The organism is Erwinia magellanica (genome assembly GCF_039023495.1).
In the GTDB taxonomy this organism is placed as follows: Bacteria; Pseudomonadota; Gammaproteobacteria; order Enterobacterales; family Enterobacteriaceae; genus Erwinia.
This window is the reverse complement of the sequence record NZ_JBCHVC010000001.1, coordinates 607070-619467: the sequence shown is the minus strand read 5'-3', so window position 1 is coordinate 619467 and position 12398 is coordinate 607070. Positions and strand designations below refer to the sequence as shown.

Here is a 12398-nt window from a genome sequence, read left to right as displayed (position 1 = left end):
CCTTTTTAGTTAGCCGCTTCAATGAGCGACAGAGCGTAGTCTAAAACCTTGTCACCGCGTTGCATGCCGTAGTCCATCATCTCGATAGGCTGAACGGGAATGCCCTGGGTGGCCGCTTTTTCTGACAATGTTTTCAGCATGTATTTTACCTGTGGCCCAAGGAGCACCACCTGATAACGCGGGAACTGTTCATCAAATTCCGCGATGCCAAAGGCATTAATTTCAACCTCTAAGCCTCTTTCTGTAGCAACTTCTGCCATTTTTCGCACCAGCAGGCTGGTGGACATCCCTGCCGAGCAACACAACATTATTTTGTACATCGCCATTCCATCCTCAGGGTTTCACGCTTTAGTGTGGCGATGATTGGATATCATATGGAAACCGGTTTCCATCAATGAAGATAAGAACTGTGATACTTATCAATATCTGGGGTTTAAGGGGGTTCTTTATCCGATTTGCGTCACATAATTTCGGGCAAATTGGATAGCTGAAATATCCAAATGGAAAATGAGTTTCCATGCGAAAGGGAAATGGCTATACTTTATGCGGTGAATAAATGCGCTAACGTTTGCATTCATATTGAAAAGTAATACGCAGGGTCCACGGGAGAAAGATGTCTACTATCAACGATGTATCACGTTTGGCTGGGGTGTCAAAAGCCACAGTTTCACGGGTGTTGAGTGGTTCGCGCGGCGTTAAGGAAGCCAGTCGTCTTGCCGTACTGAAAGCGGCCGATGAACTGAAATATCGACCTAATGTGATCGCACAATCCCTGTTCAGTCAGACCACTAACTGCATCGGCGTTATCTGCGCCCAGGAAAATATCAACCAGACCACCGCCTATCTTTACGCGCTGGAGAAGCAGTTAAGCCAGCATCAAAAACATCTGCTGTTGCGCTTTGCGAATAGCCAGTCAGAGATTATGAATGCGCTGGATGAACTCAGCTGCGGTCTGTGCGATGACGTGCTGATTATTGGCGCCCGCTTTCCTCTGAACATTGCAGATGAGAATGTGGTTTTGGTGGATTGCGTGGAAGCTGAAGGGCCAAACAGCATTCAGTTTGATCACTCCTTTGCCGCTGAGACGGCCTGTAATTATTTGATTAACCAGGGCAAACGCCAAATCGCGTTGATCTATCCTGAAGCAGGCGGCGCCGCCGAGCCGGTACTCTTTGGCTATAAACTTGCGCTGGAAACGAATTTTCTGCCCTTCAACCGCAATCTGGTTATTATGGATTCGGTATCTTCTTCTGTAGCCATTCAGATGCTGCTGAACAATGCCAGTACCCGTAATTTCAACGCCCTTCTGGTGGCTAATGAACAAGAAGCGCAGAACGTGATTGCCCAGTTGCAGGCATTTAATAAATCCGTCCCCGCCGACATCATGGTATTCAGCCTGGCAGGCTCCCTCCAGTTGCCCGGTATCCCTACCATTCCCGCTATTGAATACTCAATGGATGCCATGGCTTCCAGGATTGTTAACTGGCTGACGACAAAAACCCAAAATATGCTGGGATCATCCGTGTTGCGCGGCGATCTGATCATTCCGGATATGCGTAAGCGTTAACTGGCTTCCGGTTAGCCGGAAGTGGCTGGGCGCGTTTTTGAGGTTAAGAGAGCATAATTTTTATATGCAATCACATAAGCCGCCCAGCAAGCCCGGATCAATCCTGTGTCAAAGCGTAGTCAGGTATTTAAATCAGCCTCAGGGATTGGAGCGATCAATAAGAGATGAAATCGCCACAAGGAAGTGTATAAGAAGTAACGTTTAAAGCCTTTCAACATCCCCTTCCCCACGAATAACAGTAACCGCAGCCGCAGGATTCAGCGGGATATTCCTGGTCAGTCCGTTAATTCTGGCAAGGTTTTGTTTACCCTTGCTATTGATGCCCTTCCCGATACGACCTTGCAACATCCGCGCAGAGCAGTTAAAAGGCCGCCATGAATAGCGGCCTTTCGGGTGGCTTCTTACAGGGTGAACTTAATAGGTCACCACGGTGACCCAATTCGCATCACCTCCGGCAGGTGCTTCGCCCACCCGCTTAAGCGCCCCGGTTTTAGCATTAATTTCATAGCTGCCGGTAACCGCACTCTTCTCACCGCTGGCAATCAGCCAGCGACTGTCAGCGGAAATCGCTATGCCGCGCGGCTGTTTTTCAACCTGCCAGCTGTCAATCAGCGTGAGTTTGCCGTCCTCCTTGTTAACCCGATAACCGGTAACGGTGCTGCTGGTCCGCTCGCTGACATAAAGAAAACGCCCATCCGGCGTCATGCGAATATCGGCTGCCCAGATACGCGGCGTGGTGTCGCTGTAGTCCGCTGGACGCTCTTTTCCATGTTCCAGTTTGTATTTTTCAGCCACGGCATTGGGGATCTCCGCCACTTTTACCAGTTCGCCGCTCGCTTCACGACGGAACTGCGTGATGATGCCGCCCATCTCGCCAATGTTGTAGAGATAGCGATTATCCGGTGACAGCACCGAATGGCGCGGTCCATTCTCTGCGGCAGTGCTGACATACCCCTTACCGAGCGCCGTCAACTCCCCCCCGGCGCTCAGTTTCAGCTGCAACACACGATCGGTACCGAGATTGCCGACATAGGCATTTGTTCCGCTGTCATCAACAATTACCGAATGTGCCGCATGTCCGGTCTTAAAGCTCCCGACCGGCGAGGCATTCACTTTGCCATCGCTGGCGAGCCGATAGACGTGCACCACGTCGCCATCATAAGAGGCGCCAAGCAGAAAACGCCCCTGTTTATCCGTGCTGATATAGGGATAACTGGCCGCAGCGGCCACGGAATTCGACTGGCTCAGATCGCCAGTTTTGCTGTCGATGCTCCAGCTCACCAGTTGCAGCGGTTTACTGCGAATCGCCGCATAAAGATGTTTATGATCGGCGCTCAGCGCCATCGGCATCACTTTTCCAGCGGTTTGCGTGCGTCCCAACAGGTTCAGCGCGCCCGTTTTCTCGTTAAGCGTATATCGCGCGATAGTGCCATCACTGGCTTCTGACACGTAAACAAAAGTCTGCGCCAGCAATGGCGCGCTGGCTGCAACCGACGCTAGCAGCGTCACCGTAAGTAATATTTTCTTCATGCTGCTTCCTTAGCGTACTAATGAGGGACGTTTGGCGTCATAGTGCCAGTTATCAATCAAAAACTGCATTCCCAGCGCATCGTTACGATTTTTATCCGGCAGCGCGTTGTAGAGCGCATGTGCCTGTTCGACGCGTTCCATATCCAGCTCAATGCCCAGACCCGGACCCGGCGGTAATTCCAGATAGCCATCGCGGATCTGCGGCGGTTGGCGCGTCAGTTGCTGGCCATCCTGCCAAATCCAGTGGGTATCAAAAGCGGTCTGACGATCGCCCGGCGCCGCTGCACCAAGGTGCGCCACCATTGCCAGCGAGATATCAAAATGATTGTTGGAGTGGCAACCGGTAGTCAGCCCCCATTCATTGCACAACTGCGCCACCACGTTGGCGTTACGCATCGTCCAGAAGTGCGGATCGGCAAGCGGAATGTCGATAGCATTCAGTTGCAGCGCATGATGCAGCTGTCGCCAGTCGTTAGCGATCATGTTGGTGGCAACCGGCACGCCCGTGGCGCGACGGAATTCGGCCAGGGTTTCCCGACCGGAATAACCCTGCTCTGCGCCGCAGGGATCTTCAAGATAGGGCACCTTACCCGCCAGCTGTTTACCAAACCGAATGGCTTCCTCCAGCGACCAGCTGGCGTTGGGATCAACGGTAACGCGCGCCTCAGGAAAACGAGCCAGCAGCGCTTCAACCGTTTCAACTTCCACTTCGCCAGCCTGTACGCCGCCTTTCAGTTTGAAGTCACGAAAGCCGTACTGCTCTACCGCCGCTTCGGCCAGCCGCACCACGGCTGCTTTGTCCATCGCCGCTTCATGACGCAGACGGAACCAGCCATCTTGCTCATTATCGCCCGAGCGATAGTTCATATTGGTGAGCTTGCGGTCGGCGATGTAGAACAGATAACCCAGCACCGGAATACGATCGCGCTGTTTACCGCTGGCAAGCAGATCCGCCACCGGCAGGTTGAACAGTTTGCCTTGCAGATCCAGCAACGCGGCTTCGATGGCGGCGGCAGCGTTATAAAACTTCTCCGGGTTCATCTGCGGAATATGAATGTCATTGGTATGTGAGGTTTGCTGCTGACGCGCCTCGCTGCTGAAGAGCTGGCTCAGCGTAGCGTTAAGGCGCAGCAGCGAACTGCCCTCAATCAGCGGGCGAAACTGCTCCAGCAACTGCAAGGTTGAGGCATGACACGGCGTTTCGCCAACGCCGGTATGGCCGGCAGAATCGGTCAGGATCACGATAATGCGCGTAAAGAAGCAGTTATGGGCGCCGCCAATGTTCAGCAGCATGCTGTCGTAGCCGGCAACCGGTACGATGCGCATGGATTTAATGACTGGACTGTCTGACATGGTTTCTCTCCTTGTGACCGAATGCGGGGGGAACAGGTTTACTACGCAGCAGCAGCCACAACCCGGTCACTACTGAGACGCTGGTCAGCGCGTAGAGTCCGCCGGTGGTGCTGCCGGTGTGCATTTCGAGATAGCCGAACACCGTGGGCGCAAAGAATCCGCCAAGGTTGCCAACTGAGTTGATCATCGCAATGCCAGGCGCAGCGATCGAGGCGGGCAACTCGCTTTGCGGCATCGGCCAGAAGAACGCGGCGCTTACCTTGGAGCCAATACAGGCCACAATCATCGCCACAAAGCCAAACCACGGCGAGCCAAAGGTGGCCATAAAAGTACCGCAAGCGGCGATCAGCATGGCGACGCCAAGCCCTTTACTCAGCTTATCGCGATAGCGATCGGTGGCTTTGCCCAGCATAAACAGAGCCAGGATAGCGAACAGCCACGGAATGGCTGTCAGCAGTCCGGTTTCAAAACTGTTGAAGCCCTGAATACGCTGAATAATTTGCGGTAACCAGAACACCAGGGTGTAGCCGGTCATGGTCATGGTGAAGAAGATCAGGCAGTAAGACAAAAGGCTGCGATCGGCGAGCAATCCCCAGCGACCATGCGTTACCGCATGCTCTTCACGTGCAGCATCTTCCAGAGCCAGCTGCTGCGCCAGCGCCTGTTTCTCTGCATCGCTGAGCCATTTCGCCCCTTCTGGTTTAGAGACCAACACAAGTGCTCCCAGCAAACCGATCGCTATCGATCCGCCGCCCTCCATAAACATCACCCATTTCCAGCCGGCGATGCCGCCAACATCATGCATCATCAGGATTGCGCCGGTAAGCGGGCCGGAGAAGAGAAAGGCGCTGGCTGTTGCACTTAACACCATGGCGGTAGCACGTCCTCGCCAGGCATTCGGCACCCATTGACGAAAATAGAACAGCACGCCAGGGAAGAAGCCAGCCTCCGCTACACCGAGCAGGAAACGCAGCAGATAGAAATGCAGCGGCGTGCTAACGAAACCGGTCAGCACCACCACCATGCCCCAGGTGATCATAATGCGCGTGAGCCACACACGTGCACCGAGCTTCTTCAACATCATATTGCTCGGCACTTCAAACAGCGCATAGCCGATAAAGAACAGCCCTGCGCCTAAGCCGAAAGCGGCGGCACTGATACCCGCATCGGTTTGCAGTTGGGCTTTCACGAAACCAATATTGGCACGGTCAATCTGGTTAACGATAAGCATCAATGCCAGCATCGGAATGATCCGGCGGAAAAACTTGCCGATGGCGGAAGCGATATGCGCCTCGTGATCGGGTGATAATTCATAGCGTTGTTGTGTCATGCGTCACCTGTAGGGTCAAAAGCACCGCTATAGGTATACGCAGCTGAAATGGCAGGCGGATATGTGGTATTGCCCGATAACGCTCAGGCAAATGCCCTATGCTTGTTAAAATTCATAGGGTTATGTTAATTTCCGTGGAGGATTTTAGTGCTGGTTTGTGCGCTGGCTCACTGGCGACGTATGATTAATTTCGCCTGATACAGGCATTTTGCGGAAGTTTACCGGCCAGGATAAACATAAGAGTGATATCCCGCTGATTAATCCATGACATTAACAACTTGCTCGTTTGTTCCGGCCCGTTAACATACTTAACAGAGTTCTGTGCCGGCCCCCCCGATTTTTTCGCTCCTTTGCCTTGTTAGTGTTATGCTACGTCCAATTAGCCGTGTTGATTACACGGCATCTGACGCGAGGTATTTATGACCGCAACACAACGAGCAACACAAAGCGTTACCATGACCGTAGAACGAACCTTACTCAGCCGTGCGCGTGAAGCTGGAATTAATCTTAGCGCCACCCTGACCGCAGCCCTTGACGCTGAACTACGCCAGTACGAAGCGAAAAAGTGGCAGGAGGAAAATAGCGAAGCGCTGGAAGCGCTTAACCGCTTTCACGATGAATTCGGTTGTTTCAGCGACGAGTACAGGACATTTTAAGCATGCAGTTCACTGTATACGGTAACACCGGGAAAAGCGCCCTCTATCCCCTGCTGCTTGATGTAACCAGCGATATTATCGGCCAGTTAAACCGCAGGATTGTTGTTCCCCTGCTGCCTGTTGAAAAGTACCCAGGCAGCACACGCCCCGAACGGTTGGTTCCGCTTATCAGACTGACCGACGATAAAGAATATGCAGTTATGACGCATGAGATGGCAAGCATTCCCGCTCGTTCTCTGGGGGCAGTATTCTGCGATGCTTCCCATTATCGTACCCAGATCAAAGCCGCGATTGATTTTCTTCTCGACGGTATTTAATCCCCCTTTAAGGCTGCTATTTTCGTTTCGGTCAGCCCCAAAATTTGGTTCGCCAAACAGTCACTGTTTCTTATGGATATGCTTCTGCTACACAGAGAAGGCATCAGCTCATTCAACACATAACGTTGAATGGTTGAAGCTCAACTCCGTATATAAGGCGAGCAGGCGTGAGATTTTTCCCAGCAGGGTCAGGTAATTACCTGTTTTCCGGCAGGCGTTCACGGTAAAAATATGCCAGGATGCTGTGAAGATAATGAGAAACCGAGACCAGGGAGATACCATGACTCAGCCTTCTGCCCCGAAAGGGTTGTCCGTAGCCGGGGCGCTGGACAAGCTGGACGCCCTCTATGAAGAGGCCGTTACCGCGCTTCGCGAAGCGATTACCACCTATATCAGCAGCGGTAAGTTACCGGACGAAGCCGCGCGCGCCAGCGGCCTGTTCGTTTACCCTGAACTGCGCGTGAGCTGGGAAGGTGACGATGCAGGCCACCGCCTCACCAGAGCCTTTGGCCGCTTTACCCGTCCGGGCAGCTACGCCACCACCATCACCCGCCCGGCCCTGGCCAGGCATTACCTTTCTGAACAGCTTGAGATGCTGGCCGGCGAATATCCGGTGACGCTGGAAGTGAGACCCTCCAGCCAGGAGATCCCCTTCCCTTATGTGATTGATGGCTCCAACCTGGGGCTGGACCGCACCATGAGCGCCGGGCTGGCCAAGCACTTCCCCACCACTGAGCTGGCACAGATTGGCGATGAAAACGCCGATGGTCTCTATCAGCCGGGCGAAGCGTTCCCGCTCTCTCACTTCGATGCGCTGCGCACCGATTTTTCGCTGGCCAGGCTCCGTCATTACACCGGCACGCCCGTTGAACATTTTCAGTCCTACGTGTTGTTCACCAACTACACCCGTTATGTGGATGAGTTTGTCCGCTGGGGCTGTGAACAGATAGCAGACCCTGACTCGCCTTATGAGGCGTTATCCTGCGCAGGCAGCATTTTTGTCACGGCGGAAACGCCCGATCCTTTGCAGGTCATCTCTGGACTGGCGTGGAAAAATCACCAGATGCCCGCCTGGCATCTGATCGCTAAAGAGGGCCAGGGGATCACGCTGATTAACATTGGTGTGGGGCCATCCAACGCTAAAACCATCTGCGACCATCTGGCGGTGTTGCGCCCTCATACCTGGCTGATGATTGGTCACTGCGGCGGGCTGCGCGAGAGCCAGACCATTGGCGATTACGTGCTGGCTCACGCCTATCTGCGCGACGACCACGTGCTGGACGATGTGCTTCCGCCCGATATCCCGGTTCCCAGCATCGCGGAAGTACAGCGGGCGCTTTATGACGCCACCAAGCAGGTCAGCGGTATGCCTGGCGATGAGGTTAAACAGCGACTTCGTACCGGTACGGTGGTGACTACCGATGACCGTAACTGGGAACTGCGCTATTCCGCCTCCGCGCTGCGTTTCAACCTCAGCCGTGCGGTAGCCGTAGATATGGAGAGCGCCACGATTGCCGCGCAGGGTTATCGCTTCCGCGTGCCTTACGGAACGTTACTCTGCGTCTCTGATAAGCCATTGCATGGCGAGATCAAGCTACCTGGCCAGGCCAACCGTTTCTATGAAGGGGCGATCTCTGAGCATCTGCAAATCGGCATTCGTGCTATAGATCTGCTGCGCGCCGAAGGGGATAAACTGCATTCCCGCAAACTGCGAACCTTTAACGAGCCGCCGTTCCGCTAGGGCTAAAGCCAGCCTGCCAGTGCTGGCTGGCTGGCTGGCTGAAATGCTATCTCAGCCTCTCCCGAGAGAGGCTGAAGCTAAACGTTAATCTTAAGTCCCCCCAAGATAGGCGCTTCTCACCTCAGGATCTGCCAGCAGCTCCTGTCCGGTACCGGTCAGACGGATCTGCCCGTTCACCATCACATACGCCCGGTCCGAGAGCTTTAGCGCGTGGTTGGCGTTTTGCTCCACCAGAAACAGCGTCATTCCTCCCTGCGTCAGTTCCCGCAGGATCTGAAAAATCTGCTTCACCACAATGGGTGCCAGCCCCAGACTGGGTTCATCCAGCAGCAGCAGCTTTGGCCTGCTCATCAGGGCGCGGGCGATGGCCAGCATCTGCTGTTCGCCGCCTGATAAGGTCATGGCCCGCTGGCTGCGCCGCTCCTCCAGACGGGGGAACAGGCTGTACATACGCGCTTTATCCTCGTTCTGATATCGACTGCCAATGGGGATGGTGCCCATTAGCAGGTTCTCCTCTACCGTCATATCGGGAAAAATACGCCGCCCTTCCGGCGCCTGTGCAATGCCGTTGCTGGCAATAAAGTGGGTCGAACTGTGGCTGATATCTTTCCCGCGATAGAGGATCTCCCCCGCAGCAATACGCGGCTGACCAAATATCGACATTAACAATGTTGATTTCCCGGCACCATTCGCGCCAATCAACGCCACCGTTTCGCCTTCATTCACCGTCAGCGAAATCTCTTTTAATGCCTGAACAGGGCCGTAGAAAACGCTGACATGGCGAAACTCAAGCAGGATCTGGCTCATCCGGTAATCTCCTCTTCTTCCGCACCCAGATAAGCTGCAATCACGCTGGCATTACTCTGGATCTCTGCGGGGGTGCCGCGGGCGATGACATCGCCATGATCCAGCACAATCACATGGTCCGAAATCTCCATCACCATGCCCATATCATGCTCAATCAGTAATACCGTCACCCCATGCTGCTGGCGAAGGAAACGGATTATTTTGCTCAGCGCCTGGGTTTCCACCGGGTTCAGCCCCGCAGCAGGTTCATCCAGACAGATCATTTCCGGCCCGGTACACATGGCGCGCGCAATCTCCAGCCTGCGCTGCTGACCATAGGAGAGCGTACCGGCCAGCCGGTTGACGCACGCCACCAGATCCACCACCTCCAGCCAGTAAAAAGCGCGGTCGAGGGCCTGATTCTCCGCTTTGCGGTAGCCTGGCGTGTTGAGTATCCCGGCAATCAGATTGCGGTTTGCCTGCATGTGCTGCGCCACCAGCAGGTTCTCCACCACCGACATCTCGCGGAACAGGCGAATATTCTGGAAGGTACGGGCCAGGCCAGCCCGGTTAACCAGATGCGTGCCGCCGAACATTTTGTAATAGATCCTCGACCCCAGTCGTGCAGGGTTAAGAAAATCGCCGTAACGGATTTTCTGCCCCAATATCTGAATGACATCGGTCCTGCGGGAGTGGGCGTTGAGCAGTATCGAGCCGCCGGTGGCCTGATAAAAGCCGGTAAGGCAGTTAAATACCGTAGTTTTCCCCGCGCCGTTTGGCCCGATTAACGCCGTGACCGAGCCGCGCTCAATCTCCAGGCTCACGTCGTTCAGTGCTTTGATGCCGCCGAAATGCATCATCAGATGTTCAACACGCAGAATGCTGTCGCTCATGGTGCTACTCCCTTGCGCATTGCCACGCCCACACGACTGGTGCGCACCAGCCCGCGTGGCCGCCAGATCATCATCACCACCATCAGTACGCCAAACAGCAGAACGCGGTATTCGGCAAAGCTGCGCAGAAGTTCGGGCGCCACGGTCAGCACAAAGGCTGCCAGCACCACACCCAGCGTCGAACCCATACCGCCCAGCACCACGATGGCGAGGATCAGCGCCGATTCAAAAAAGGTAAAGGAAGTGGGGTTAACGAAGCCCTGATAGGTGGCGAAGAACACGCCCGCAATGCCTGCGGTTGAAGCACCCAGCATAAAAGCAGAGAGTTTAACCAGCACGTGATTTAACCCCATCGCGCGGCAGGCAATCTCATCTTCACGCAGCGCTTCCCATGCCCGCCCGATTGGCATGCGGGTCAGCCGGTGCTTGATAAACAGCACCAGCAGCACCACCAGGATCAGGACGGCATAGATAAAGATAAACTTCAGGTTAGGGTTGTAGGTGGTATGCAGAAACTCATGGACAGGCACCCCGCCCTCTTTGGCTCGCCGGGCAAACTCCAGGCCAAAAAAGGTGGGTGCAGGCACAGAAACACCGTTGGGGCCGCCGGTAAAACTGACCCAGTTGGTCAGCACCAGACGAATAATTTCACCAAAGCCCAGCGTGACGATAGCCAGGTAGTCCCCGTGCATTCTTAATACCGGGAACCCCAGCAGCGCGCCTGCTAACGCTGCGAGTAGTGCGCCAAGCGGCAGCATCGCCCAGAAGCCCAGCCCGAGATATTGATACCCCAGCGCCAGACCATAAGCACCGATGGCATAAAACGCCACGTATCCCAAATCCAGCAGCCCCGCCAGCCCCACCACAATATTCAGCCCCAGGCCCAGCAGCACGTAGATCAGCCCCAGAATAGCCACGGTGAGCAGGTATTTTGTGGCAATAAAGGGAAACAGGATCGCCAGCGCCAGCAGCAAGGGGATGATCCAGCGCAGGCGGCTGCGGTAATCCGCGGGCCGGACATAAACCCCGTCATCAGCGCCTTCAAAACGGGCGACAAATTTACGTCCGGTGGCGCTCTGCAACGTCAGGCTCAGCAGCAGTCTGCCCGCCATCACCGCAGCGACCAGGATCGCCACCCGCTGTGGGGAAAGTTCAAAACTGTAGCCCTTCAGCACTATGCCGACAATCGGCCCAAACACCACCAGCGCGCACAGCCCCGCCAGCACCGTATCGATCAGGCTCTGCCTGATAGCCAGCCCCGGCTTCGTTGCAGCATCCGTCATCACAGACTCCTTACACCTTGGTCACCAGCGGACGTCCCAACAGCCCCTGCGGGCGGAAAATCAGGATCACCACCAGCAGCGCAAACGAGAACACATCTTTGTAGTCGGAGTTCACCATTCCGGCGAACTGCGCCTCGGCAATGCCCAGCAGCAGCCCACCCAGCATCGCACCTGGCAGGGAACCAATGCCGCCCAACACCGCTGCGGTAAAGGCTTTGATGCCGATAATAAACCCGGCATAAAAGTCGAAGGTGCCGTAGTTCATCGTCACCAGCACCCCAGCCAGACCGGCCATCGCTGCGCCGATAACAAAGACCAGCGAGATAACCCTGTCGGTATTGATGCCGAGTATGGAGGCCATTTTTCTGTCCTGCTGCGTGGCGCGACAGATCCTTCCCAGCCGGGTGTACTGAATAATCCAGGTGAGGAGCGCCATGCCAGCCAGCGCCGCCGCCAGAATAAAGACTTTGGTCCAGGTGATTTGCACCACACCATCGCCAACCTCAAATCGCAGCACGCCCGTCAGCAGCGTAGGGATCCCCTGCTGATTGGGTCCCTGGCTGATTTGCGCATAGTTCTGCAAGATAAGTGACATGCCGATAGCTGAAATTAACGGTGCCAGCCGGGTAGAGTTTCGCAATGGCCGGTAGGCAATACGTTCAATTGTCCAGCCATAAACGCCGGTGACGACGATGGTGAAAATTAGCGTGCCGAAGATCAGCAGCGGGAAAGAGTGAATACCAAAGTAAGAAAGCAGCGCCAGGCCAATTGCGCAGAGGTAAGCGGAGATCATATAGACTTCGCCATGGGCAAAGTTGATCATGCCGATAATGCCATAAACCATGGTATAGCCGATGGCGATCAGGCCATAGACGGCCCCCAGCGTCAGGCCATTGATCAGCTGTTGCAGAAAGAATGCTTCCATTGTGAAAAGTCTCGCCT

The 12398-nt window shown here is 54.9% G+C and carries 12 protein-coding genes; 4 read left to right on the top strand and 8 right to left on the bottom strand.

What is annotated here, in order from left to right; all coding sequences use genetic code 11:
- Positions 1-5: 5 nt before the first annotated feature.
- Positions 6-320 carry a PTS sugar transporter subunit IIB gene (locus AAH450_RS02795; protein WP_342909557.1) on the bottom strand — a complete coding sequence of 105 codons (315 nt, stop codon included), beginning with the start codon at positions 318-320 and terminating at the stop codon, positions 6-8.
- A gap of 293 nt (positions 321-613) precedes the next feature.
- On the opposite strand from AAH450_RS02795, the gene AAH450_RS02790 reads away from it, so the two are divergent.
- A complete protein-coding gene (locus AAH450_RS02790) occupies positions 614-1567 on the top strand; it encodes a LacI family DNA-binding transcriptional regulator (protein ID WP_342908810.1) in 954 nt (317 codons plus the stop codon).
- A gap of 414 nt (positions 1568-1981) precedes the next feature.
- Here the strand turns inward: AAH450_RS02790 and AAH450_RS02785 are convergent, their stop codons facing one another.
- From AAH450_RS02785 to AAH450_RS02775, 3 genes are read right to left on the bottom strand one after another with little or no spacing between them, the layout of a single operon-like run.
- Positions 1982-3097 carry a lactonase family protein gene (locus AAH450_RS02785; protein WP_342908809.1) on the bottom strand — a complete coding sequence of 372 codons (1116 nt, stop codon included), beginning with the start codon at positions 3095-3097 and terminating at the stop codon, positions 1982-1984.
- A gap of 9 nt (positions 3098-3106) precedes the next feature.
- Positions 3107-4450, bottom strand: a complete 1344-nt coding sequence (locus tag AAH450_RS02780; RefSeq protein WP_342908808.1) for an enolase C-terminal domain-like protein — start codon at positions 4448-4450, stop codon at positions 3107-3109.
- On the bottom strand, positions 4428-5780 hold the full coding sequence (locus tag AAH450_RS02775; protein WP_342908807.1) for an MFS transporter: 1353 nt from the start codon (positions 5778-5780) through the stop codon (positions 4428-4430). Before AAH450_RS02775 ends, AAH450_RS02780 begins: the two co-directional genes overlap by 23 nt.
- A gap of 419 nt (positions 5781-6199) precedes the next feature.
- On the opposite strand from AAH450_RS02775, the gene AAH450_RS02770 reads away from it, so the two are divergent.
- The 3 genes from AAH450_RS02770 to AAH450_RS02760 all read left to right on the top strand — a co-directional run bounded on the left by AAH450_RS02770 (position 6200) and on the right by AAH450_RS02760 (position 8494).
- Positions 6200-6436, top strand: a complete 237-nt coding sequence (locus tag AAH450_RS02770) for a type II toxin-antitoxin system CcdA family antitoxin (protein ID WP_342908806.1) — start codon at positions 6200-6202, stop codon at positions 6434-6436.
- Between the two features lie 2 nt (positions 6437-6438).
- A complete protein-coding gene (locus AAH450_RS02765; RefSeq protein WP_342908805.1) occupies positions 6439-6753 on the top strand; it encodes a CcdB family protein in 315 nt (104 codons plus the stop codon).
- A gap of 280 nt (positions 6754-7033) precedes the next feature.
- Positions 7034-8494 (top strand): AMP nucleosidase, encoded by a 1461-nt coding sequence (locus AAH450_RS02760; protein ID WP_342908804.1) that lies wholly within the window; start codon positions 7034-7036, stop codon positions 8492-8494.
- Between the two features lie 90 nt (positions 8495-8584).
- Here the strand turns inward: AAH450_RS02760 and AAH450_RS02755 are convergent, their stop codons facing one another.
- The 4 genes from AAH450_RS02755 to AAH450_RS02740 are packed head-to-tail and all read right to left on the bottom strand — an operon-like array spanning position 8585 to position 12381.
- On the bottom strand, positions 8585-9301 hold the full coding sequence (locus AAH450_RS02755; RefSeq protein ID WP_342908803.1) for an ABC transporter ATP-binding protein: 717 nt from the start codon (positions 9299-9301) through the stop codon (positions 8585-8587).
- Positions 9298-10173 carry an ABC transporter ATP-binding protein gene (locus AAH450_RS02750; protein ID WP_342908802.1) on the bottom strand — a complete coding sequence of 292 codons (876 nt, stop codon included), beginning with the start codon at positions 10171-10173 and terminating at the stop codon, positions 9298-9300. Before AAH450_RS02750 ends, AAH450_RS02755 begins: the two co-directional genes overlap by 4 nt.
- Positions 10170-11456 (bottom strand): high-affinity branched-chain amino acid ABC transporter permease LivM, encoded by a 1287-nt coding sequence (livM, locus tag AAH450_RS02745; protein ID WP_342908801.1) that lies wholly within the window; start codon positions 11454-11456, stop codon positions 10170-10172. The genes AAH450_RS02750 and livM overlap by 4 nt, the downstream gene beginning before the upstream one ends.
- A gap of 10 nt (positions 11457-11466) precedes the next feature.
- Positions 11467-12381, bottom strand: a complete 915-nt coding sequence (locus AAH450_RS02740) for an ABC transporter permease subunit (RefSeq protein WP_342908800.1) — start codon at positions 12379-12381, stop codon at positions 11467-11469.
- Between the last annotated feature and the right edge of the window lie 17 nt (positions 12382-12398).